At 40.8% G+C, this 23525-nt stretch carries 19 protein-coding genes, 1 tRNA gene and 2 riboswitches; of the genes, 8 read left to right on the forward strand and 12 right to left on the reverse strand.

Translation table 11 applies throughout. The features are described 5' to 3' along the window. The first annotated feature begins 581 nt into the window (after positions 1–581). From DRW42_RS23530 to DRW42_RS23540, 3 genes are all read left to right on the forward strand, one after another. Positions 582–2216, forward strand: a complete 1635-nt coding sequence (locus DRW42_RS23530) for a TldD/PmbA family protein (RefSeq protein ID WP_208643623.1) — start codon at positions 582–584, stop codon at positions 2214–2216. 2 nt (positions 2217–2218) lie between these two features. Then, positions 2219–3535: a TldD/PmbA family protein gene (locus DRW42_RS23535; protein ID WP_113951320.1), complete on the forward strand. Its 1317-nt coding sequence runs from the start codon at positions 2219–2221 to the stop codon at positions 3533–3535. Positions 3536–3714: 179 nt separating this feature from the next. After that, positions 3715–5355 carry a TldD/PmbA family protein gene (locus DRW42_RS23540; protein WP_113951321.1) on the forward strand — a complete coding sequence of 547 codons (1641 nt, stop codon included), beginning with the start codon at positions 3715–3717 and terminating at the stop codon, positions 5353–5355. 428 nt (positions 5356–5783) lie between these two features. On the opposite strand, the gene DRW42_RS23545 is transcribed toward DRW42_RS23540, so the two are convergent. The 6 genes from DRW42_RS23545 to DRW42_RS23570 form a co-directional block, all read right to left on the reverse strand. After that, positions 5784–6647: a DUF4397 domain-containing protein gene (locus DRW42_RS23545; protein WP_113951322.1), complete on the reverse strand. Its 864-nt coding sequence runs from the start codon at positions 6645–6647 to the stop codon at positions 5784–5786. An 8-nt stretch (positions 6648–6655) separates the two neighbouring features. After that, entirely contained in the window at positions 6656–9424 is a 2769-nt protein-coding gene (locus tag DRW42_RS23550) for a TonB-dependent receptor (protein ID WP_113951323.1), read from the reverse strand. Between the two features lie 88 nt (positions 9425–9512). Next, on the reverse strand, positions 9513–10484 hold the full coding sequence (locus DRW42_RS23555; protein ID WP_113951324.1) for a cytochrome-c peroxidase: 972 nt from the start codon (positions 10482–10484) through the stop codon (positions 9513–9515). Positions 10485–10714: 230 nt separating this feature from the next. Then, the gene (locus DRW42_RS23560) at positions 10715–11356 is read right to left on the reverse strand and encodes a YceI family protein (RefSeq protein WP_113951325.1); all 642 of its coding nucleotides are present in this window, start codon (positions 11354–11356) and stop codon (positions 10715–10717) included. A 29-nt stretch (positions 11357–11385) separates the two neighbouring features. After that, positions 11386–12705, reverse strand: coding sequence for a peroxiredoxin family protein (locus DRW42_RS23565; RefSeq protein WP_208643624.1), 1320 nt, complete (start codon positions 12703–12705; stop codon positions 11386–11388). 78 nt (positions 12706–12783) lie between these two features. Then, the gene (locus DRW42_RS23570; RefSeq protein ID WP_113951326.1) at positions 12784–14085 is read right to left on the reverse strand and encodes a peroxiredoxin family protein; all 1302 of its coding nucleotides are present in this window, start codon (positions 14083–14085) and stop codon (positions 12784–12786) included. 158 nt (positions 14086–14243) lie between these two features. Beyond that, positions 14244–14341, reverse strand: a riboswitch (SAM riboswitch). Between the two features lie 900 nt (positions 14342–15241). Here DRW42_RS23570 and DRW42_RS23575 point away from each other — a divergent pair. The 3 genes from DRW42_RS23575 to DRW42_RS23585 all read left to right on the forward strand — a co-directional run bounded on the left by DRW42_RS23575 (position 15242) and on the right by DRW42_RS23585 (position 16312). Next, a tRNA-Cys gene (locus tag DRW42_RS23575) sits at positions 15242–15312 on the forward strand. A 16-nt stretch (positions 15313–15328) separates the two neighbouring features. Continuing rightward, a riboswitch (SAM riboswitch) is annotated at positions 15329–15427 on the forward strand. A gap of 83 nt (positions 15428–15510) precedes the next feature. Next, entirely contained in the window at positions 15511–15693 is a 183-nt protein-coding gene (locus tag DRW42_RS23580) for a hypothetical protein (RefSeq protein WP_113951327.1), read from the forward strand. A 37-nt stretch (positions 15694–15730) separates the two neighbouring features. Beyond that, on the forward strand, positions 15731–16312 hold the full coding sequence (locus DRW42_RS23585; protein ID WP_113951328.1) for a DUF4833 domain-containing protein: 582 nt from the start codon (positions 15731–15733) through the stop codon (positions 16310–16312). 164 nt (positions 16313–16476) lie between these two features. Here the strand turns inward: DRW42_RS23585 and DRW42_RS23590 are convergent, their stop codons facing one another. The 4 genes from DRW42_RS23590 to DRW42_RS23605 form a co-directional block, all read right to left on the reverse strand. Beyond that, positions 16477–16755 carry a hypothetical protein gene (locus DRW42_RS23590; RefSeq protein WP_113951329.1) on the reverse strand — a complete coding sequence of 93 codons (279 nt, stop codon included), beginning with the start codon at positions 16753–16755 and terminating at the stop codon, positions 16477–16479. 90 nt (positions 16756–16845) lie between these two features. Then, positions 16846–17313 carry a ribosomal protein L7/L12 gene (locus DRW42_RS23595; protein ID WP_113951330.1) on the reverse strand — a complete coding sequence of 156 codons (468 nt, stop codon included), beginning with the start codon at positions 17311–17313 and terminating at the stop codon, positions 16846–16848. 35 nt (positions 17314–17348) lie between these two features. After that, a complete protein-coding gene (locus tag DRW42_RS23600) occupies positions 17349–18695 on the reverse strand; it encodes an amidohydrolase (protein WP_244215360.1) in 1347 nt (448 codons plus the stop codon). Positions 18696–18810: 115 nt separating this feature from the next. Beyond that, on the reverse strand, positions 18811–19656 hold the full coding sequence (locus tag DRW42_RS23605) for an AraC family transcriptional regulator (RefSeq protein WP_113951332.1): 846 nt from the start codon (positions 19654–19656) through the stop codon (positions 18811–18813). Positions 19657–19717: 61 nt separating this feature from the next. Between DRW42_RS23605 and DRW42_RS28610 the strand changes: the two genes are divergently transcribed. Further along, entirely contained in the window at positions 19718–19975 is a 258-nt protein-coding gene (locus tag DRW42_RS28610; protein WP_147243796.1) for a hypothetical protein, read from the forward strand. A 520-nt stretch (positions 19976–20495) separates the two neighbouring features. Here DRW42_RS28610 and DRW42_RS23610 read toward each other — a convergent pair. After that, positions 20496–21851: an alkaline phosphatase family protein gene (locus tag DRW42_RS23610; protein WP_113951333.1), complete on the reverse strand. Its 1356-nt coding sequence runs from the start codon at positions 21849–21851 to the stop codon at positions 20496–20498. 180 nt (positions 21852–22031) lie between these two features. After that, positions 22032–22418: a winged helix-turn-helix transcriptional regulator gene (locus DRW42_RS23615; protein WP_244215361.1), complete on the reverse strand. Its 387-nt coding sequence runs from the start codon at positions 22416–22418 to the stop codon at positions 22032–22034. Between the two features lie 112 nt (positions 22419–22530). Between DRW42_RS23615 and DRW42_RS23620 the strand changes: the two genes are divergently transcribed. Further along, on the forward strand, positions 22531–23508 hold the full coding sequence (locus DRW42_RS23620; RefSeq protein WP_113951335.1) for an NmrA/HSCARG family protein: 978 nt from the start codon (positions 22531–22533) through the stop codon (positions 23506–23508). Positions 23509–23525 lie beyond the last annotated feature (17 nt).

A 23525-nucleotide genomic window follows, 5' to 3' on the forward strand; every position in this document is an offset into this window, starting at 1 on the left:
CGATAAAATCGTAGAACTATTTTGCACTCGTTTGGAAACGAGCGCAGGCATAGGCGATTCGTCATCTCGACTGAAGCAAAGCGGAATGGAGAGATCTAATAACAAAAATCTTCCAATAGATTTCTCCATTCCGCTACTGATAAAAAATCAGCAGCTTTAGTCGAAATGACGGATCGCAGGGGATGAAAATCGTATCGAAATCATTTAAATACTAGCTTTTCACTTAATTTCCGTGCTTTTCTGCGCCACCGTGCAAAATTTACTCATTTGCTGTGCTAACGCTCGTTTCTAACGAGCGTTCAATAGCTTATCGTTTAAAACGATAAAATCGTAGAACTATTTCTGCACTCGTTTGGAAACGAGCGCAAGCATGATAAAAAATTCTTCACTGCATTCAGAATGACAATAAGAAAAAAAACACAAAAAATCTGTGTTTATCAGTGCATATCTGTGGTTAAAAATACCTTTTCACATAAAATCATCTCCTTTTTAGCTTTGAAACTAAAATGTTATACTCATTTCGGACTCATTAGCCTCAAAATTCGCTATATTGAGAACGTAAACTAACTAAACTGAACCAATTGAAAAGAAAAGATTTCCTCTACTTAACCGGAATGGGTATGGGTGCCTTAATCCTTCCCGACCTTTCTGCATTCGGAACGCCCATCGATCCTTTACAGGCACTTGATGGAGTGGATGTAAAAATTAAAAAGGAACTGGCCGATGTTGCCCTCAACGCTGCAAAATCGAAAGGTGCTACCTATGCCGATATTCGTATCGGTCGCTATTTAAATCAATTTGTAGCCACACGCGAAAAACGTGTGCAAGGTGTTGCCAATACCGAATCGTACGGCGTGGGCATCCGTGTGTTAGCCAATGGATGCTGGGGCTTTGCCGCCACCAACAACGTAACCAAAGATGCCATTGCCAAAGCAGCCGAACAAGCCGTTGCCGTTGCAAAAGCCAATGCTAAAATACAGGGAGAACCTGTGCAGCTCGCCCCTCAAAAAGGTTATGGCGAAGTAAGCTGGAAAACTCCGATCGAGATTAATGCCTTCGAAGTCCCTGTAAAAGAAAAAGTAGACCTGCTTTTGAACGTTAACGATGTAGCGATGCAGAACGGGGCCAACTTTGTAAACTCCGTTATTTTCGCCGTTAATGAGCAGAAATACTTTGCTTCTACCGATGGTTCCTATATTGATCAGGATGTGCACCGCATCTATCCTACCTTCAATGTAACCAAGGTCGACCGCGAATCGGGTAAATTTAAAACCCGTAATGCACTAAGCGCTCCAAGTGGCAAAGGTTACGAGTATATGCACGCACGCCCCGAAGATAAAGTTACCGGTATTGTAACCCGTTACAAAGACCGTTACGATATGCTCGAAGATGTGAAAGAAGCAGCCCGTGTTGCCAATGAAAAAGTAAAAGCAAAATCGGTTGAGCCGGGTAAATACGACCTGGTACTCGATCCTTCGCACCTTTGGTTAACCATACACGAATCTGTTGGTCACCCTACCGAACTCGACCGTGTTTTAGGCTATGAGGCCAATTATGCAGGTACCAGTTTCCTTACTTTAGATAAATGGGAATCGAAAAAATTCAAATTCGGCAGTGATAAAGTAAATATTGTGGCCGATAAAACCCAAGTAGGGTCTTTAGGTGCGGTGGGTTACGATGATGAAGGTGTAAAATGCAAAAAATGGGATCTAATTAAAGATGGAGTTCTTGTAAGTTATCAGGCCATCCGCGATCAGGCACACATTATCGGTTTAACCGAATCAAACGGCTGTTGCTATTCGCAGGGCTGGGATGATGTACAGTTTCAGCGTATGCCAAATGTTTCACTTCAGCCGGGTAAAGAAAAGTTAAGTGTTGACGACATGATCAAAAATGTAGAAAAAGGTATTTATATCATCGGCGACGGTAGTTTTTCTATCGATCAGCAACGCTACAATTTCCAGTTCGGCGGACAGATTTTCTACGAAATTAAAGAAGGTAAAATTGTAGGTATGCTTAACGATGTGGCTTACCAGGCCAATACACAGGAGTTCTGGAATTCATGCAATGCCATCTGCGATGCAGGCGATTACCGTTTAGGTGGTTCGTTCAATGACGGAAAAGGCCAGCCTTCGCAAAGCAGTGCCGTTTCACATGGCAGTTCTACTGCACGGTTTAATGGAGTTAATGTTATCAATACAGCAAGAAAAATATAATTATGGCCATATTAAGTAAAGAAGAAGCCCAGGCGATATTAAAAAAAGTAGTCGGTTTTTCTAAAGCCGATTTCTGCGAGGTAAGTTTAAGCGGTTCGGACGGCGGAAACATCCGTTATGCACGTAATGCCGTTTCTACTGCAGGCCAGATCAGCACCATGAGTTTAGGGGTAAGCTCAACGTTTGGTAAAAAAACAGGTTCGGCAACCATCAACGAGTTCGACGATGCCTCTTTGCAAAAAGTGGTAAAAAGAGCCGAAGAACTGGCCATGCTGGCACCAGAAAACCCTGAATTTATGCCGCCGCTAGGTCCGCAAACATTTGCCGAATCGAATACCTTCAATGCAAAAACTGCTGCCATTACACCTGATACCAGGGCTGAAATGGTGGGTAAAAGTTTAAGCGTTTCAAAAGCCGCCGGTTTAGATGCCGCTGGTTTCCTCGAAAACGCTACCCGTTTTAATGCAATCATGAACTCTAAAGGTTTATTCGCATATAATAAAGGAACAAATGTATCTTTCTCGGTTACCGTTAGGAATAAACAGGGAACAGGTTCTGGCTATGTGGAGCAGGATTTTAACGATCTTGATAAAATGGATACCCTTGCGCTAAGCAAAATTGCAGCAAGCAAGGCCAACGGTTCGGCAGGTGCAAAAGCCATCGAACCCGGAAAATATACGGTAATTTTAGAACCGCTTGCAGCCAGCGATATCATTGGCAACATGTTCAGGGGCTTCGATGCCCGGAGTGCCGACGAAGGCCGGAGCTTTATGAGCAAAAAAGGTGGTGGCACGCGTTTAGGGGAACAATTATTCTCCGAAAACGTAAACATCTATTCCGATCCTATGAATACCGAAATCCCATCTTCAACGTTTACAGGCGAAGGTTTACCAGTAAAAAGGACGCAATGGGTAGAAAAAGGTGTGGTAAAAAACCTGTCCTATTCAAGATATTGGGCTGCACAAAAAAATGTTCAACCCCTTCCATTTAGCCGAAGCATGATTATCGAAGGAGGCAACCAGTCACTGGAAGAGCTGATCAAAAGTACCGAAAAAGGTATTCTGGTAACCCGTTTCTGGTATATCCGTTCGGTTGATCCGCAAACTTTATTATTAACAGGTCTAACCCGTGATGGTACTTTTTATATTGAAAACGGCGAAATCAAATTCCCAATCAAGAATTTCAGGTTTAATGAGAGTCCGGTAATTATGCTTAACAATGTGGAAGCCTTAGGTAAACCTGTAAGAACAGGAAGCGGATTGATTCCGCCAATGAAAATCAGGGATTTTACCTTCACTTCATTATCAGACGCGATATAACCTGGGATCGTCCAATAAAAAACTTCGTCATTGCGAGGTACGAAGCAATCTTAATGCACACGCTGGTAGCGACCGTTTTAAGATTGCTTCGTCGTTCCTCCTCGCAATGACGACCTTTCGAGGAATGTCACCCTGAGCGGAGTCGAAGGGCCTAAAACAACTTATTAAAACTTTAAAAATTGAGAAGAAGAGATTTCCTATACATGACAGGTGTTGGCCTTGGCGCCAGCATGATACCCAACATCCCTGCTTTTGGCAAAATTATTTCTGTTGAAGAATCTTTAACTCCTGTTGATGTTGCCCTGAAGAAAAAAATGGCCGATGTTGCCCTTAATGCAGCAAAAAGCAAGGGTGCAACTTATGCCGATGTACGGATTGGCCGCTACCTGAACCAGGTTGTAGCCACCAGGGAAACACGGGTAGAAAACATCTCCAATTCCGAATCTTATGGTTTGGGTGTACGCGTAATTGCCAACGGAAGCTGGGGTTTTGCCGCCACCAATAATATGGATGATGCCAGCATTGCCAAAGCTGCAGAAGCTGCCGTTGCCATTGCAAAAGGAAATGCCAAACTGATGGAAGAACCTGTTCAACTGGCTCCGCAAAAAGGTTTTGGAGAAGTAAGCTGGAAAACCCCTATCGAAATCAATGCTTTTGAAGTACCTATCGCCGATAAAGTAGACCTGCTTTTAAAAGTAAACAGTGAGGCGATGAAAGGTGGTGCAAAATACATCAGTTCTAATCTCTTCATGATCAATGAGCAGAAATATTTTGCTTCAACCGATGGTTCGTATATTGATCAGGATATCCACCGGATCTGGCCAACTTTTACGCTCACCAAAACCGATGCGGCAAGTGGCAAATTCGAAACCAGAAATGCGTTAAGCGCACCCATGGGAATGGGTTTTGAATACCTTAAACCTAAAGACGAAGAAAAAATTAAAGGCGGCCCCGTTACGATGTACAAAAAACGTTACGACATCCTGGAAGATGTGCGTGAAGCCGCCATACATGTTGACGAAAAGTTAAAAGCAAAGCCCATTGCCCCCGGCAAATACGATCTGGTATTGGATCCTTCGCACCTTTTCTTAACCATTCACGAATCGGTTGGCCACCCTACAGAGCTCGACCGTGTTTTGGGTTACGAGGCCAACTATGCCGGAACGAGTTTCCTGACATTGGATAAATGGGAATCAAAAAAATTCAACTTCGGGAGCAAAGAAGTAAACATTATTGCCGATAAACTGGAAACAGGATCTTTAGGCGCTGTGGGTTACGATGATGAAGGTGTAAAATGTGGAAAATGGGATATCATTAAAGACGGAATTCTGGTGAATTACCAAACCATCCGCGATCAGGCACATATTTTAGGTTTAAAGGAATCGCAAGGCTGTTGTTACGCAGATAGCTGGGACAGTATCCAGTTCCAACGAATGCCTAATGTATCTTTAGCGCCTGGGAATGCCGCTTTAAGCGCTGCAGATATGGTTAAAAATGTAGAAAAAGGCATTTATATGTTCGGCCGGAATTCTTATTCCATCGATCAGCAACGTTATAATTTCCAGTTCAGCGCACAACTGGCTTACGAAATTAAAGAAGGAAAAATTGTGGGCATGTTTAAAGATGCCGCTTACCAGGCCAATACCCAGGAATTCTGGAATTCATGCGTGCAACGCTGCGATAAAAATGATTACCGGCTGGGCGGAACATTTTCTGATGGAAAAGGTCAACCGGGGCAGGCAAGCGCCGTTTCGCATGGCAGTGCCACTACCCGTTTTAATGGCGTTAATGTGATTAATACAGGGAGGAAATTGGGGTAAGATTTTCTAAATGCGTTCGTCACCCTGAATTTATTTCAGGGTCTATTTTACAAAGATCCTTCGCCACGCTCAGGATGACAGCCTCACTAACTTCTTCACGATTTGCAATCGGGATGCACGAGAAAGGCGATTGTATCGCCACACATATTTTATTCTGCATTGCAAATGCAAACCTCACTGATCCTCGTTATAAACGAGGACCATTATTCACCATATAAAAATATAAGACATTTAAGCTTATATTCTCTTAAATGCATTATATGGTAAAGACGATAAGCAAAAAAAAGATCCTTCGCTGCGCTCAGGATGACAGCATCTTAAACAACAATGGGGCATTCTATCCAGACATGCCCCTTTTTCTAACCAAATATAAACCTGTTTGAGCCAGGAGTTTCTTCTATTGGTTGGTATCTTACCAACCGAAAATGTTAATTATGCGTAATAATGGTAGCCGTAATAGATGGTGTTCCAGTAATTGTACCATTAATATAAACGGTATAAATTTTTCCGGCTTCGAAAGTGGCCGCATTTAAAGCTGTATTGGTTAAAGGAATAACCGCCTTAGTGGTATTATCTTTTATCAATAAACTCACATTGGTACCTGCGTCTATTTCCTTAAAGGGTCCGAGTGTTCTCCAGCTCAAACCTTCAATTACTGCAGGTGCCTTTCCTGATGTATAAGGAATAATGGTTTGGTTACCAAAATTACCATAAGCTACATCAGCAAATATTTCTGTTCCGGCGGCGTAGGTAAGATCAACTTTTGGTGCATCCGGCGAAAAATTAGCAAACCTGATTTTAGCTTTACCTGCTGCAGGTAGGGTTAAATCATCGTATACCAGGATCAAACTATCAATATTACCCGGATTTAGCGTACTCGTTAATTTTTTCTTTACGGTAAATAAACTGTGTGCAAAATCCGCAATGGGCCCGTTCGGACCAGCAAAAGATGCAGAATTGGTTTCCTGTATAAAATTTGCGCTTCCACCAAAAACATACGATGCTTTGTAAGAAGGCTCCGTTCCTTCCGTGAGGTTAAATTGTACTTTTCCATACTGGGTATCTAAATAACCCGTAGCCGTATTGCGTTGCAATGCAGTAGTCGTAACTTTTCGAGTAAAATCCCAGAAATTAACGGCCGTAACCGATTGGCGTGCATTGATAAATTTAACCTTTGCACTTAAAGGTGGCCGATCGCCAGCATTAATATCGAGGTAATCTGTCTTTTTGCACGAAGCAAACAATGAAACGGCTAATGCAAAAAATAATGTTGGAAATTTATAAATTCTCATCTGTGATTTTAATTAAAGGTGGCCGAAAGTCGGATAAAAGGTTGTAAACCGGTGCTGGTTCCCGATTGTGCCGCACTTGGTGAATTTGTACGGGTAATATTACTTCCCGGCGCAGGGATAGAATAATCGCCCAGCACATTGAAGAGGTTATTTACACCAATGGTAGCCTGTAGCAGAGGCGTAATCCGATACCCTGCCGAAACATCGGTAATCCATATCGGACTATAGGTTTGATAATAATAATCAGGTTTCGGAAAATTGGCATTTAACTGGCTCACTGCCAATACGGATCCAAAATATACGCTACGCAATAGAAAGTTAAACTTATTGATGTTGTAGGTTCCCTGCAGGGTAATTTTGGTTTTTGGGATGCTACGGGTTACACGCACCTCTTCGCTCTCGTCGAAAATGATGTAACGGTAAGCCTCCAAACCTTTAGGTGTATTTACCTTGGTAAGCGTTGTTTCTTGTAGGTTTGCGCCGGCCAAAAAGGCTACATTACCGCCGTTGGGCAATAAAAAACGATAACTTCCGGTAAATTCGATGCCCCTGGTGCGTGTACTGAATGAATTATAGAAAAACTTGGCCTGTACGGTACCGGTTTGTACGAATAATGCCCTTACATCTGCAGGTAAATTCGCATCCGTTGCCGAGAAACGTCCGGTATTACCCACGCGGTCTTTAATGTCGATCTGATAGGCATCCACTGTTAATTCAACATTCTGTATCGGCTGTGAAGTCAATCCTGCAGAATAACCTTTCGATTTTTCGGGTTGTAACGATGGAATGCCCAATGCTTTGGTTGCAGGATTTACATTATTTGCCGTAACCTGATCTATCGCAACTCCGTTCTGAAAAGTAGTAGAGGTTTCGGTGTAGTAAAACTGTGCCAGATCGGGAGCCCTGAAACCGGTATTATAACCACCACGAACGGCCAGCCATTTAGCGAAACCGTAACGCGTTGCTGCTTTGTAAGTGGTTACGCTTCCAAAATCGGAATAATTTTCTACCCTAACCGCACCTGATAAAAGCCATTTATCAGTTACGTTCAATTCAAGATCCGCATAAGCGGCAGAAATAGAACGTTTCACATTCACTTCATTTGATGGCCTGAAACCGGCATGGATCTGCGAACCTGGCGAAAGTCCGTTTAAAGGTGTACTGCCTGCAGCTACAAAATAAGGGATACCGCCGGTGGTGTAACCAATGGAATAAATGGTACTTAAATCGGCTTTCGAGTAAGAACCTTCTTCGCCCGCTATAATCTGATAGGTTTCTACGCGGTACTGTCCACCAAAGGCAACGTTTAATCCTTTAAGTACTTTATCAAATTTCCTTGAGAAATCTAAACTTCCGCTGTTCTGCGAAGCATTGTAACTGCCCGCATTAAAGGTGCGTGGTGTTTTTTGACCTAAACTGGCATTCAACGTATTGCTGATGATGTTATCAAAAGCATTTCTCCCGTAAACATTGGATACGTCGAAGTTCCATCCGCTTATTTTGCCTTTTACACCTATTGCCAGAGATTGATCGGTGATGATGTTATCCATGGCAGGCAGAAATCCATCCGGATAAACAAAGGTATTGTTACGCTCTGTCCAGCCTGGCAAACGGTATACGGCGGTAAACTGCGAGTTACGGTGACTGATCCCACCAAAAGAATATACTTCAAAACCATCTTTCAATGGTATTCCGGCATTGAATGATAATAAACCATCTTTGGATTTATTGGTCGATCCGCGCTGATCAAAGAAATGGCGGTCGATACCGCGGCTGGCAATAATGGCATCATCAATTTCTTTGGTATAAATCTGGTCAAAACCCCTGGTATTGGCTCCGCCACCATAAGCCGGACCGATGTAAATCCCATCAGAGTCATTTCCGGAAGGAAGTGAAACTGCTTGTGTGGCATATTCGCCGGTGATATTCAGGAAACCTTTCGCACCCAATTTCAGTCCGATATTGGCATTGCTCCTGGTGGTTAAGCCATCGCCCCTGCGGCGGATGCTTTCAATCGTGCTTGCCGTAATTTCATCTGCAGTATTTTTCAGCACCACGTTAATTACCCCTGCAATGGCATCCGATCCGTATTGGGCCGCAGCACCGTCGCGTAAAATTTCGATACGGTCTATCGAACCCACCGGAATGGCATTCAGATCGTATCCGGTTGCCCCGTTACCCAAACCGCCCCAACTGATGTTCGAGCTTTTATGTCTTCTTTTTCCGTTTACCAGCACCAATACCTGATCTACGCCTAAACCTTTCAATTGTACGGTAGAAGTTGCCGAAGCTGCATCGCCACCACCGGAAACCGAAGAGTGGAAAGATGGAGATACATACTGGAGTAACTGTGTTACACTGGCCTGTGGTGAGGTTTGCTGCAATGTTTTTAAATCGATCACATCAACCGGAACAGGTGAATTGAGTTTGGTGCGGTTAGCATTCCTCGAGCCTACAATCTGTAATTCGGTTAAAGTATTATCAGCTTGTTCGAGCGAAACGTTTAATTTGGTAGCCGATCCGATTTCTACCGTAGCGGTTTTATAACCAATGTAAGATACTTCGATAAAGCGTCCGTTTTTGGTTGAAATTTTAAATACACCATCTTTATCCGTAACGGTAGAGCCATCTAATCCTTTGATCCTTACCGATACTCCGGGCAATGGTGACTGATCTTCTGCAGCAACCACCACCCCGGTGATGATCCGCTGCTGGGCAGATAATTTTGAGTAGATAACTGTACTCAACAGCAATATGAATAGTAGTTTTATCTTCATGTTGTTTATTTTGGAATAGACATGCCAATGGCCATTCAACCTTTTTTCGGGTCAAAAAATGTTTTAAAATTGATTTTTCGGGTTTTGGCTATTGGCCTGTTTTATGGTTTGGTTTTTGAAATCTGTCGTCGGTTAGCGACAGTAAAAAAGCTTCAATATCGTTTATTTCGGTTTCGCTTAATCCCAATGGTTTATTTAGGGAAAGATCCCTGTTTTTGCCATTTTTAATTACCGCGTCAGGGTTATTGTAATACTGGATTACTTCTTTTAGCGTCTTAAACATCCCATTGTGCATATATGGGGCCGTTAATCCAACATTTCTTAAACCCGGGATTTTAAAATGTCCCTTATGTTCCGGATTACCGGTTACCTCAAATCTGCCCTGGTCTTTCAGGTCTTCATCGTTAAATAATCCTATGCCTTTGAAACGGTCGGCAGTAAAATCTTCTCCGGAATGACAGTTGTTACAGTTGGCTTTTCCGATAAACAACATTCTGCCCCGTTTGGCATTTTCGGATATCGCTTTATCATCACCATTGATGTAACGATCATAAGGACTGTTTGCGGTTTCTAAAGTCCGTTCGAAAGAAGCAATGGCCAGCAGTAAATTCTTTTGTGTGGGCGGTGCATTAAAAATCTTTTGAAAAAGCGCTGCATATTCTTTGTCTTTCTGCAATCTATCGATGGCATCAGCAATGGGCAGGTTCATTTCAACCGGATTGATGATGGGTTGCAAAGCCTGATCTTCGAGAGAGGCTGCCCTGCCATCCCAAAAAAGATTGGGCCGACCTGATAAATTGGTTACCGATGGTGAATTACGTGTTCCCTTGGTTCCGCCAACGCCTAAACTTACCCTTGCGGTATCGGCAAAAGCAAATTCCGGTTTATGGCACGAAGCGCAGCTGATGCTTTTATCTTTGGAAAGAATCGGATCAAAAAACAATTTTTCGCCCAAACGCTCCCTGCTGTTGATTACTGTGGGATCATCGGCACCAAAACCGGCCATCAATATCACTAAGGTGATAAGACTTAGGGGGATTATGAGTTTGCTTCTTTTCATTGGTTTATTTGGGTAATATCAGATTCTGCTGTCCTACCATTGACAGACTCTATAAAAAGGGTCGTCATCTCGACTGAAACGCAGTGAAATGGAGAGATCTACCTCGAGATAGATTTCTCGGCTACGTTGCACTTCGCTCGAAATGACGGTACTTTTTTGGAAATCATTTAGCCAGAGGCAGGGAGAACAATACATCCTCCCATACTCCACTAACCTTAACAAGAGATTTTTTAATTATTGGCAACAAGCTGTACATTCAGCTCAAAATCATCATAAATAGTTTTGTCGCCAAGGTTTTCAAAAAAGCTTTTTGATCTGAATTTGATATCATACTTTGTTCTGTCGATAATAATTTTTGCATTGGCAGTTACTTTGTTGCCATCTTGCTTAACCGTAGCCGGGAAACTGATTTCGTTGGTAATGCCTTTAATGGTGAGTTTTCCTTTTACATCATAAGTTCCTGCACCTGTACTTTTGGCAGAAGTGATGTTGAAAGTAGCTTTATCAAACTTATCAACGGCAAAAAAATCAGCACTTTTTAAGTGGCCCAATAGTTTTGCATTGGTTTCTTTATCCGTTAAATCGGTTACCGCAATAGTTTTGGTATCCAGTTCAAAGCTGCCTCCTTTTAGCACTTTATTATCGAGGGCAAGCGATCCCGATGTAACATTGATGGTTCCCGAATGTTCTCCGGTTACTTTCTTCGCCAGCCAGGTAAGTTTACTCTGTTCGGCATTTACTTTATAGTTTACCAGTTTACTTACGGAAGTTTCGGCAGGTGCCTTAACTTTAGGTTTTGGTCCGTTTAAAGCGGTTAAAGATCCAGCTACGATGGTGGTAGCAATGAGTGCAATCGTTTTGTACTGTAACATTATATTTTGGTTTTTAGTTTAGGTGGTATCTATTTTCCATTTGCCTGTGCCTCAAAATAGGCTGCCGGTGGTACTGGTTCTGCAATTAATTCGTCGAGCACTTTATTGAATTTTTTCTCATAATCATCATAATATTTTCCGGTAACAGTTCCGGTGTATCCAGTGTAGATTTCGCGTACCTCACCCTTACGGTCGATAATAATGGTGGTTGGGTAAGCAATAAATTTGTTCAAAGCCGGAAGTTTATCGGCAACCAAACGTTTATCGGCCAGTCCTCCGAACAGGATATCGTATTTGATATTGTATTTATCGCGGAGTTTACCCAGGGTATATTTTCCATATTCCAGGTCGTCTTTCTGTTCGAAACCAATCGCTATGGCTTCTACACCTCTTTTGCTGTTTTTATTAAACCAGGGCGAAAGAAATACGGTTTGATCGGTACAATTAGGGCACCAGGTACCTACCAGTTCCACAATCACCACTTTACCTTTATATTTATCGTCGGTTAGCGAAACCGGTTTGCCGTTGAGGTCTGGAAAAGTAAAAGCAAGTTTTTTAACGCCTTCTTTTAAGTGTGTTAATTTGTAGGGATCGGGCAGCTCGGCTTTGCTATCTTTTACGCCGGTAAACTTTAAGTTATCGTAAATCCCCTGACTGATTTCGCCAGAAAGTGTGCCGTCTTCGTTAATTGTGCCTTTATAAATTTTAGGACTGGGGCCACTAAATCCGGAAAGCACAAACTGGTTTCCCTGTACGGTACCTTCTAGCTCGCGGCTATCGCCGGTTACCTGCATAATTACACCGGTAAGTTTATTACCTTCCTGTTTTAAAATGGCTACTTTATTTGGAACGGCTTCTTTAGAAAATCCTTTAAATTCCCATTTACCGGTTAAATTGGCGGTAGGTGCTACATCTTTACCAGGTTCAACAAAGCGATATGATTTGCCTTGTTCGGCAGTAAAAGGCAAAGCATTACCCTGCAAACCCGGCACCAGGCTTTTATATTCGCCAGAAATCCTGCCATCACTTTCTATTTTGGCCACTAAAGCCGCATCGTAGGTATTCATTTTGATAAACAAAGAATCCTGACCCAAATATTTAATGTGGAAATCGTCTCTACGGGTTCCGTTTAACAAAGTGAAGGTAGCATGCTCAGCATCTTTTCCTTTGAGTTCGAAATTAAATGGTACTTCGGTTTCAGCAACCTTGAATACACCTCGCCAAATTCCTTCTTTTATAAATTTTTTGGCCACTTTTGGCTCTTCGTCTACCTTATTTACAGCAAAAGCCGTAGTAGAAATGAGGGATGCCAAAGCCAGCACCTGCATTTTAGCATAGTAATTTTTCATCTTGTATAATTTTAGGTGTAGGTTAAAATATGAGCTGTAATAAAATACAGCCCAATATTTAGGTTAGTTGGTTTGGTTTTATTTACTTTTTAGTGTTTCGGTTGAGGCTAACTTTTCGGGTACTGGTTCAGCAATCAGCTCGTCTAACACTTTATTGAATTTGGCTTCGTAATCGTTAAAGTATTTTCCGGTTACGGTTCCGGTATAACCGGTGTAGATTTCCCGCACATTTCCTTTTCTATCGATAATAATCGTAGTTGGGAAAGCAATGAATTTATTCAGCGCAGGCAATTTTTCGGCCACCACTTTTTTATCGGCAATGCCACCGAACAGAATATCATAAGTGATATCATATTTTTCTTTCAGCTTGCCTAAGGTATATTTGGCATATTCCAGGTCATCTTTCTGCTCAAAACCAATGGCTATGGCTTCTACCCCACGTTTTTGGTTCTTTTTAAACCATGGTGAAAGAAATACCGTTTGATCTGTACAATTCGGGCACCAGGTACCAATGGTTTCGATAATCACTACCTTACCTTTGTATTTATCATCACTTAAAGAAACATTTTTCCCGCTCAGATCAGGGAAGGTAAAATCAAGTTTGCTGTAACCTTCTTTCAGGAAAGTAAGTTTATAAGGATCAGGAAGTTCGGCTTTTTCGTTACGCTGACCATCAAATTTCAGGTTTTTGTAAATTCCAAAACCCTGTTCGCCGGTAATGCTGTTATCATCGTTGATTTTTCCCTTCACAATAAAAGGACTAGGCCCGGTAAAACCCGACAATTCAAATTCATCGCCCTGTACGGTACCTTCGAGCTCGCGGGTATCGCCTACAACGGTCATGATTACACCGGTAAGCTTGTTACCGTTCTGTTTCAATAAAGCAATTGAGGCCGGCACAGCTTCTTTGGTATAGGTTTTAATTTCCCACTTACCAGTAATGTTGTGTTTTGGGGCTACATCTTTACCCGGTTCTACAAAGCGGTAACTTTTGCCATGTTCGGCAACAAATGGCAAAGAATTACCCCTGAAACCGGGTACCAGACTGCGGTATTCGCCTGATAAGGTACCATCAGTTTCGATCTTCGCTACCAGCGCCGCATCATAAGTGTTCATTTTTACGTAAATCGAATCGTCGCCGCGTCGTTCTACATGAAAATCATCACGTCTGGAGCCATTGATGAGCGTTAAAATGGCTGTTTGTGGTGTTTTTCCTTTCAATTGGAAGTTAAAAGGTACTTTTGATTCGCTTACACTAAACTCTCCCCTCCAGATCCCTTCTTTAGGGAACGGTTTTGCCACCCTGGCTGATGCAATGCCTCCCAGTAGCAATATTGAGGTGGTTAGGCATGCAATTTTTGAGGTAATTCTCGTTTTCATAATCATCATTATTAGTTAAACACTATCGTTTTAGAGTTTTTGATAACAAGGCACAATGATTCGCACGGAAAACCATACAGCAAAGCTACAGGCTGTTTAACAGCTGTTATTGCATCATGATCTTTAACGGGAAACGATGTGTTTACTTGTTACCGGTTAATTTATAATCTATTGCTAGATCAGTTTGAGCACTTTTTCCTATGGAAAGTTGCTAGAAGTTCAACGAGGACTGACTCTCCCTTCTTCTGTATAAATCAACTAATTAATGGTGGTGAATTAATTAGAGTAATAACCTAAACTAGTGGTGGTGATTAGTTTGGGCTGTTCCTGATACCCCGGCAACTTATTGACTGAAATACATGACCACCATAATATTCTATCAAAATGCCCCGGGGTACCAGGATTTTTAAATGAGAATATCTGAATGAAAACCTTTATCAGGTGATCCGTATCTTAGCTTATATTAGCGGCAACAGCAGTTATACTGACCTGAAAAATGGATCAGAGAATATGGCTGAGGTTGTCTGCGGAGTTTCATATCGAACGTAGATTTGCTGGTGAACTGTTTTAATTTTTTGTAAAAGTATAAACTTTGAACAATTTATACAAGTATTCCTATGGATTTTATAGACTTTATTTATAATTAACTGATTTACAATAGAATAATTTATTATACAAGTAGTTTAAGCAGAGGGTTTTGGGCAGAGAGGATAAAGCAGAGAGCATAATGCGGACCAGAGCGCATAGCGCTTCGTCATCTCCGGAACGCAGTGGAGCGGAGAGATCTACCTCGGAATAGATTTTGCTTCGCAGAGCCTTCGGGTTCTCCACTACGGCCGAAATGACGATAATTTATAGATAATAATTTATAAAGTCGCGATTACTAAGCACTACGATCGGCGTGAATCTTCTTTAATCTGCGGGAAAACATTTTGCTTTGTAGCTCCCGCTGATTTCGCTGATCGCCGCAGAATTATCTTCCATCATCCATTTTCCATCATCCATTAAAAAGATCCTTCGTCGCACTCAGGATGACAGGAAAAAACAAAATTCACAAAAAAAACTACTATTTCTATAGAATTTATAGTAATTAATTTTTACCTTTGTTCTGTCTTATACGAAAAGCAGATAATAAGCTAATCGAAAAAGAACACATAGTCATGTGGCCGAGTGGCGAGGTAAAGGTCTGCAAAACCTAGTACGGCGGTTCGATTCCGTCCATGACGTCTGAAATTATATTACATACTTATCAAGAAAGACGGAGGGAATGGCCCTTTGATGTCTTAGCAACCTGTTTTAACAAGGTGCTAATTCCAGCTGCAGGTAGCAGAAAAGATGAGTTTGAAAATAGCCAATGTGCTTATTTTCAACGAATGACTAACGGCAATCCCCTCTTTCTGAAATTGGTAACCTAAATTTTAAGAAATGTCAATTCATTTTGATTACCCATCAATCAGGGATTTTTTTGAAATCCATGGAAATACATCCTGCGAAAAGTTAAACGACTATGAACATTGCAGGGCCGAATCAGACCGGCTTTATAACGAACAGTTAAAAGAAAGCGAAGAAGAAACCCCAAAGGAAAATCAAGAAAAAACAGACACCTGAGCTCAAATAAACGGCTCATTCATATAAAAATCCTGAAATGCATATAATACCACCGCCATTTTCAACATCGACCAAAAACTTATTTTTAACCGTTTTAAGCCTTGTTCTTTTCACAACCCAATCCAGGGCACAAGCAAAAGACCCCTCTCCCATTAATTTTCCTACGCCTAAAAATATAGATCACATGCTGTTCTATCTTCAGCGCGATCCGAACACGAATACACTTATTTATGCTTTAAACCTGAAAGAAAACGGCAATGTTGATGCCGATTCGCCCATCCAGGTATACTGGATCCGTTATGGAGAGAAAGGGCAAAAGAAAGATCTTGGTTATATCCAGCGAAAATTTGCCTATGGTATTGATACAAAAGCATTAGGAGGCGATAAATACGAATTTCGCTTTGTATCGCATAAAAAGCTACCCTTTTATCTGCAACGCTCCGCTGATAAAAGTTATCATGCTTGGGTAACGATTAATAACCATACGATTAAGGTTAGCCGCTTGTTTATAAGGATACAGGGCGGAAGTTTCTGGCTACCCAATGTAAAATATGCTGAGATAGAGGGAACTGATGAAGCAACTGGTAAGCCTATTGTGGAAAGGGTAAGTGTAAAGTAGTCTTTCGACTTTGCTACCATTGACAGATTTCAATGAAAAGAGTCGTCATTGCGAGGAGGAACGACGAAGCAATCTTAATGCACGAGAGGTAGCAATTGTTATTAGATTGCTTCGTCGGCTGAAAAAGCCTTCTCGCAATGACGGTCTGCCTAGTTAACAAACCGTTATTGCTTCGCCTCTCTTTTGTTATCAATAGCAGCACTAAAAGTTTTATTAAACTCTCCTTTTATCCAGGTCGTTTTTCCACTTTGTTGTATAGGTGGTGCAATGATGTAATTTCCGGTTTCGCTATCCAGGATAACCACCATATTATTGGCATTTACTTCTGTGTGATATTTCCCGATAAAAGGGCTTTGTTCGTTTTTAAAACTGATGGCGGTGAACATTAAGCCAGCGCCTAAAAATCCCAATAAAAGGAATTTGGTGTCCAATGTAATTTTCATATTCTAAAGATTTATTTGTGTGTAAATTCAAGATAAGACTTTTGAACGCCACATTTTCATTCTATCAGAAATATTGCAATCTGTTTAAGGCTAAATTTTGAACATGAGATAAGTTAAAGCTATCGCCACAAGGAAAATAATCAACAATTTGATTAAAAACCTTTTGAGGGGATTTTGACTATTGATGGCATTATTGGAAATGAGATTTTGAATATCGGTATCCCTGCTTTGCTGTGCAATATTGCCACTAACCTTGTACTGCATCAGCTTTTCCACATAATCTTTACTTTCTGCTAGGCCTAAACCCGTGGCATCTTTATAATGTTTAATGGCAGCCAGCTTATTACCCTGACTTAAAATAGCCAACACCTGTTCATCCAGATGAACAGGATTTGATAAAGGTTTCTGAAAACCTGCCTGTAAACCGTCTATATAATCTTTGGCTTCTTTTAAACCGCAGCGGGTATGATCGATAATTAATTTTACTGCCAATATTTTCTTGTTATTGGCGATAAGTAATTGTGCTTCTTGCTGTAATTCGGGACTAACATTAATCATAATTTAAGTTAGCAAATTATGAACCAATTATTCGATCAGAAAACCAGGTTACCCTCGTGGATTAATGATTTGACAGGCGATACCCTCGAAACAGCTTCGGCTGAGCAGCTCGCATCAACCAGCACCACATTGGCCTGATTGCCAGCTGCAGGCCATTGCCTCTTTCCTTTATCATCCAAAGGAAGAATGTTACCTGTGGCCAGTTTTAATATCCTCGAAAGTTCAAATTCGGTACGGTAACCGTAAATCTGTGCAGCAATGTTTGCTTTTTGCAGAATGCTGCCTGTGCCAAAGGTATTCCAATGGTCTACAATGCAATCGTTGCCTGCAAGTACTTCTACGCCATATTTGTAAAGCGTGGGAATGGGCATCGGACTGCCCGAAAGTGGAATGGTTGATGCAATACCTACTTTTGCAGCACCCAATTTTTCAGCTATTTCTTCGGTTTTCGATTTGTCAAGATACCTCAAGGCAAAAGCATGACTTACATAAGTTTTCCCTTTCAAAACCGGGTTCTCGTTTACTTTATCAATCAGGTATTCGATGGTTTTAATTCCGGATTCTCCTGATTCGTGAAGGTGGATATCAATGCCTTTTCCATTATCAAGGGCTAGCTGAATCACAAAATCCATGTGTTTTTCGATACCCCCATCAATAGAAGTCGGATCGAGTCCGCCGATAAAATCGATGTCCATTTTGGCTGCTTCTTTTAATAAATCAGCAGATTTGGTGTAATAAAGCCCATGCTGAGGGAAAGCCACCAGCTCAGCCCCGAAAGATTTACTTTTATTTTCTAAGGCAGTTTGTAAATGTTTTAAAGAATCGAGTTGAGAAGTAGGATCAATATTTACATGCGACCGTGCATAACTGGTTCCGTACGACTGAAGCAACCCGATTAGTTTTTCTGTACGCGGAATGGAAGTTTTTAACAATTCAGGAATTACCTGTTGCTCAAAAGCGATCATATCCTTTACCGATTTGTTCTTTTTTAAATGTGCCTGCCACGGTAAACCATAATAGGTTTTATCGAGGTGGATATGCATGTCCCTGAAAGCCGGCAGCATCAATAACCCTTTAGCATCAATCGCTTTTGCTTTGGGTTGATTAGGCAGCACATTTTTGATCTTCCCTTTTTCGATTTCTACAGTAAAGAGTTCGGTTTTGGTATGGATTACCTCATCACCATCGTAATCGAACCCGGTTTCGAGCCTTACATTTTTTAAGGTAAGCGTTTTATCTGCAAAATTTTCCATTAGTATTTCATTTGCCTTTGTTACCTCTGTTGAAGGAATACAGGTGCTTGCAAGCAAAATAGAAGAGCTTCTGATAAAATCTTTTCGGGAGATCGGTTGTGGATTCATCGTAACAGGGTTTCTTTTCACAAATGTAAAACGCTGTCAGTTTTTTTCACTAGTAAGATTTATTTCAAAAATTGTATCATTTATAACTATTGATTCAAATTTTTCAATAATGGAGTACAATTTACAGTTTTATTCATCACTGCTCCCGAAAAGCATGTGGTGTAATCTGCGTATGTTTTTTAAAGAATTTAGAAAAATAGGCTACATCATAAAAGCCGAGATCGAAAGCGATTACTTTAATTGGTTTTTCGGTAGTTAATAAGATCCGTTTAGCCTCAAGGATCAATCTTTCGTGAATGAGTGCTGTAGCAGATACATTGAAATATCTTTTACAGAGGATATTCAGGTAATTTGCCGAAATATTCAATTGATCGGCATAAAAAGCCACAAGTTTTTCTGCTTTATAATGGGCATCAATCAGCGATCGGTATTTAAAAAGCAAGGGTTTGGTTTGGTAAACGGTGTGGTTATTAAAAATAGTTTCCGCTTCCCGACTGATCATCAGGGCAATGAGCCTGGTTCTGGACAGTACAATTTCCCATAATATATCAGGCTTTGCAAGTTCATTTTTAATCTGTTTAAACTCATATAAGATATCCTGGAAGGCTTCGGCACTTAAATTGATAACCGGATAATTCTGGTACAGAATTAACGAAAACCGTAAAGAATTAGCCAGGGTTTCGAAGATACTTCTGCTGATCATCAACTGATGCGCGTGGGTATTTTTCTGCAATTCCCATTTATGGATCTGCTCAGGAAACAATAAGTGTAACTGCCTGCCCGCAACCCGGTGATCAATAAAATCGATGCTGTGCGTGCCACTCCCCTCTTCAAATAACATAAAGAGAAAAAAATCGTGTTTATGTGGCTTTTCGATATGTCTTTCCCCGATGATTTCGTGGTACAATAAATTATTTCCTGCATCCTGACTGGGCCAAAATTCGCTGATATCGAGCGTTGGAAAATTTGTAATCGTATCCATTGGCGAAAATTAACATTAATAATGGATGTAATAGGGAAAAATGTAAAATGGATGATGTAGGATGGATGATGTAGGATGGAAAAAATCGTCATCCCGACTGAAACGTGCCGAAAATTCCTATCGTGTTGACACATCTTTTTATGGCGCTATGCTAGTTTGCTTTGAAAAACAAACAGATTTTACCGAAGTACGCCCGTCAATCCTCCCGATATTTATCGGGACGGGGAGAATCAAAAAACAGTTGCAAAATAGAACAATTAGCACTACCAAACATGAAATTTATCGGGACGGGGAGAATCAAAAAACAGTTGCAAAATAGAACAATTAGCACTACCAAACATGAAATTTATCGGGACGGGGAGAATCAAAAAACAGTTGCAAAATAGAACAATTAGCACTACCAAAAATGAAATGCAGTGGTTTTGTGCTGTTTTATCCGAACCGTTAACTAAGTAGTTGCTGCACAAAACAAGGTGCCGCTGTTTTTTTGATGTGCATGGGCCTTGTGTGAGCGCACATTGCTGGATTGACGAAGCGCTTTGGGTACTTTGGCGCTCCAAAATGCGGAGTATTCTTGAACACAATTAAAAATAAAATTTAAAGNGAGTATTCTTGAACACAATTAAAAATAAAATTTAAAGTGAAACTTCCATGCCCCCGCGGCATAGGAGCGGAGAAATATTGGTATTTGAGTCCACACGATAGGTATATTCGGGAGAGAGATCTAATCTTTTATAAAAGCCCCTGAAACAAGTTCAGGGTGACGACCCGCTAGAATAATCGTCACTTCGAATGCGTTCGAAATGACGATCTTATTAAAAAAGAGACAAGAGAGAATCCTATTTCTTAACCGGCGCAAGCAAACCCGGGTATAAAACCCCGTCGGTTTTAAGGTTCAGGTTTAACAATTTTGCAATTAAAGGTGCAATATCTTCCTGACCCATTAATGGCAACACAGTACCTTGTTTAATGCCTTTACCAAAAACAACAAAACCAGTCTGGATTTCTTTAAAATCAGTAGGCAGGTATCCGTGTGTACCTCCGCTTGCAGGGGTAAGCATTTCGCCCGATGCCGCAGCACCAAAACTAAAACCCTGGTTTGCAGCCAGTGCCATAAACGCATTCGGATCGCCCTGTGCTTTGGTTAACGCTTCTTTATCCAATACATGGAATGTTTTTTTAATACCTTCAGGAAGTTCGTTTAAAGCCTGTTTAACTTTTTCTAAAGTGGCCTTATCTTTTGGATCTCTCAGATGCAGGAAAGAAGAACCACCGCTCTGCTGGAAATAAGCTTTCCAGCTTTCTCTATTTGTATCGCTGTACAAGCCCAATTTAGCCAGCATTACATTTAGGTTAACCTGGGTATGGATATCTACAAAACCATGATCGCCTGTAATGATAAAAGTGGTATTTTTACTGATACCGGCAGCTTCTGCCGCATCTATAATGGTTTTAATGGCTACGTCAGCACCAACAATAGCCGATCTTACTTTATCACCATCTCTACCCTGCTCATGTTCAAAATGATCAAGTAATGCAATATGCAGCGCTAAAAAAGCTGGTTTATATCTTTTCAGGATATAAGCGGCCATTCTAGATTTGTTCTGATCGCTGGTAAAAAAATCAATCGAAGCACCGAATTCACCAAACTTACCGATGGCATTATCCTGCACTTCCTGAAAAAGTTCTTTCGGATTCGATTCCTGCAACATGGCTTTAATTTCATCTTTCTTTTCGCCTTTACCCTGTGGCAGGATTACATATTCGGGCAGGTTATAGTTAATCGGTGCGCCTACAGTAACCGGCCAGCTCACGCCTGCAGTAGTTAAACCCGCATCTTTAGCAGCTGTCCAGATGGTAGGTACCTTAATATCTTTGTAATACCAGAACCATTTGCCCGAAATGCCCAAAGGCTCAACCGGTGTGTTATAATAAATACCATGTTTTGCTGGTAATACACCACTTACAATAGTAGTATGCGAAGGATAAGTTACGGTAGGAAAACTGCCACGCACACCTTCGGCGTAAGAGCCTTTGTTCATTCCCTGACGCACATTAACCATACCCCACTGCGGATCTAAATAAAATTCTGGTCGTAAACCATCTATACTGATCAATACTACATGATTCTCCTGGGCCGATAAATACCCTACCGAAAGCCCAAGCAAGGCGATCAGCGAAACTATTTTCTTCATAAAATTATTTTTACGCGAAGGTATTTCGATAAGATGCCCGTAAGGTTGTGTAATGATTAAGAAAATATTAAGGGAAAGTAACTTTAAGGATAGAAAATTTTATCAGGATTACCTTTAAACTAATAAGAATGAATTTTATTTAAATTATCACTCATGGTAACGTGTATCAATAACATTAAATCAGGCATTCGCTGCCAGCGTATTTATAAATTCTCCTTTCTGTTCCGCGATGTGGTTGCCCCATAAAAGAATGGCGTTAAGTAAGGGTATGCACGATCTGCCAAATTTTGTTAAGCCATAAATAACTTTGATAGGCGGCTTTTCACCATATACCTTCCTTGAGATTAAGCCATCCTCTTCCAATTGCTTTAATTGCAAACTCAATGTTCTTTCTGTTACGCCAGGCATTTCTTTTCTGAGCTCGTTATAGCGTTTATCTGTATCTTTTAAATGATACAGAATCACTGTTTTCCATTTTCCACCGATCAGATCCATCGCTAAACTTACCGTGCAGGGGTATAACTTTTCGTTAACTTTTATATAGTCACTTTCACATTCTATATTCATAACCATTAATTCTTTAAGCCTATCCAATTGGATAGTTATTGCAAATTTATTAAACTATAAATAGTTTTGCAACTATACTTTTTATAGTTTAATTTTTTAATCATTTACAATCATGGGATCTAATCTAAAAGCAGAAAATGCATCAACACAAAAAGATAAACCGCTCATCACAATCACCGGCATTTTAGGTAAGCAGGGAATTAGTGTTGCCCGTACATTATTAAATAGTGGGCGTTATCGTGTGCGTGGTATTACCCGCCGTATTGATTCGCCTGAGGCACTTAATTTAATCGAAAAGGGTGCCGAACTGATCAGTATACCACTAGATCTGGGATATGAAAAAGATTTTGTAGAAGCGTTCCGTGGCTCAGATGGTGTTTTTATGATGACACCCAATATAGCTCCTCCGCAAACGCATGAGTTTGAGTTGGGTAAACAATTGGCAGACTCGGCAGTTAAAGCAGGTGTTAAATACCTAATCTTCAGTAGTTTGGAAAATGTAGATAAAATTACTGGAGGTAAAAAATTTGCACCCCACTTTACTGATAAGGCGAATATTGAGGCATACATCCGCACACTTCCAATTAGAAGTTCATTTATCTACATGGCTTTTTTCTACACTAATTTAATGGAGTTCTATACGCCAAAGATTGAAGGCGATACACTCGTGTTTCCGATATATTTGCCAAAGAATTTCCGTGCCCCATTTGTTGATCCGCTTACTGCTACAGGACCTGCTGTTTTAGAAATTTTATCAAATCCAGACAAATATGCAAGCAAATCTTTACCCGTAATTGGTGATATTATCTCCCCGCAGGAAATGGTGAATACTTTTATTAGTGTTACCGGAAGAAAAGCGGTATATAGTTCTGCTTTTACACGAACAGATTTTCTTGATCATTTTCCCGAATTTAGTTCAAACGAGCTTTTAGTACGTGAAATACTTGGAATGGCAGAATATGCTGTTGATTATGGTTATTTCGGTAAAGACCGTGATTTGTTATGGAGCCGTTTAACAGATCCGGATAGCCTGAACTGGGAACAATTTCTTCGAACCACTGGCTGGCAGGGCGAAAAGCTTTCCATTTAATTGTTTTAAGCGTTTAT

This window comes from Pedobacter miscanthi, from assembly GCF_003315595.1.
GTDB lineage: Bacteria > Bacteroidota > Bacteroidia > Sphingobacteriales > Sphingobacteriaceae > Pedobacter > Pedobacter miscanthi.

Coding starts and splice junctions, on each gene's coding strand:
- DRW42_RS28610 (WP_147243796.1), top strand. CDS start 19,718: ATGGATGATGTAGGATGGAAAAAATCGTCATCCCGACTGAAACGTGCC.
- DRW42_RS23570 (WP_113951326.1), bottom strand. CDS start 14,085: ATGAAAACGAGAATTACCTCAAAAATTGCATGCCTAACCACCTCAATA.
- DRW42_RS23550 (WP_113951323.1), bottom strand. CDS start 9,424: ATGAAGATAAAACTACTATTCATATTGCTGTTGAGTACAGTTATCTAC.
- DRW42_RS23585 (WP_113951328.1), top strand. CDS start 15,731: ATGCATATAATACCACCGCCATTTTCAACATCGACCAAAAACTTATTT.
- DRW42_RS23555 (WP_113951324.1), bottom strand. CDS start 10,484: ATGAAAAGAAGCAAACTCATAATCCCCCTAAGTCTTATCACCTTAGTG.
- DRW42_RS23610 (WP_113951333.1), bottom strand. CDS start 21,851: ATGAAGAAAATAGTTTCGCTGATCGCCTTGCTTGGGCTTTCGGTAGGG.
- DRW42_RS23605 (WP_113951332.1), bottom strand. CDS start 19,656: ATGGATACGATTACAAATTTTCCAACGCTCGATATCAGCGAATTTTGG.
- DRW42_RS23560 (WP_113951325.1), bottom strand. CDS start 11,356: ATGTTACAGTACAAAACGATTGCACTCATTGCTACCACCATCGTAGCT.
- DRW42_RS23620 (WP_113951335.1), top strand. CDS start 22,531: ATGGGATCTAATCTAAAAGCAGAAAATGCATCAACACAAAAAGATAAA.
- DRW42_RS23590 (WP_113951329.1), bottom strand. CDS start 16,755: ATGAAAATTACATTGGACACCAAATTCCTTTTATTGGGATTTTTAGGC.
- DRW42_RS23615 (WP_244215361.1), bottom strand. CDS start 22,418: ATGAATATAGAATGTGAAAGTGACTATATAAAAGTTAACGAAAAGTTA.
- DRW42_RS23535 (WP_113951320.1), top strand. CDS start 2,219: ATGGCCATATTAAGTAAAGAAGAAGCCCAGGCGATATTAAAAAAAGTA.
- DRW42_RS23595 (WP_113951330.1), bottom strand. CDS start 17,313: ATGATTAATGTTAGTCCCGAATTACAGCAAGAAGCACAATTACTTATC.
- DRW42_RS23580 (WP_113951327.1), top strand. CDS start 15,511: ATGTCAATTCATTTTGATTACCCATCAATCAGGGATTTTTTTGAAATC.
- DRW42_RS23565 (WP_208643624.1), bottom strand. CDS start 12,705: ATGAAAAATTACTATGCTAAAATGCAGGTGCTGGCTTTGGCATCCCTC.
- DRW42_RS23545 (WP_113951322.1), bottom strand. CDS start 6,647: ATGAGAATTTATAAATTTCCAACATTATTTTTTGCATTAGCCGTTTCA.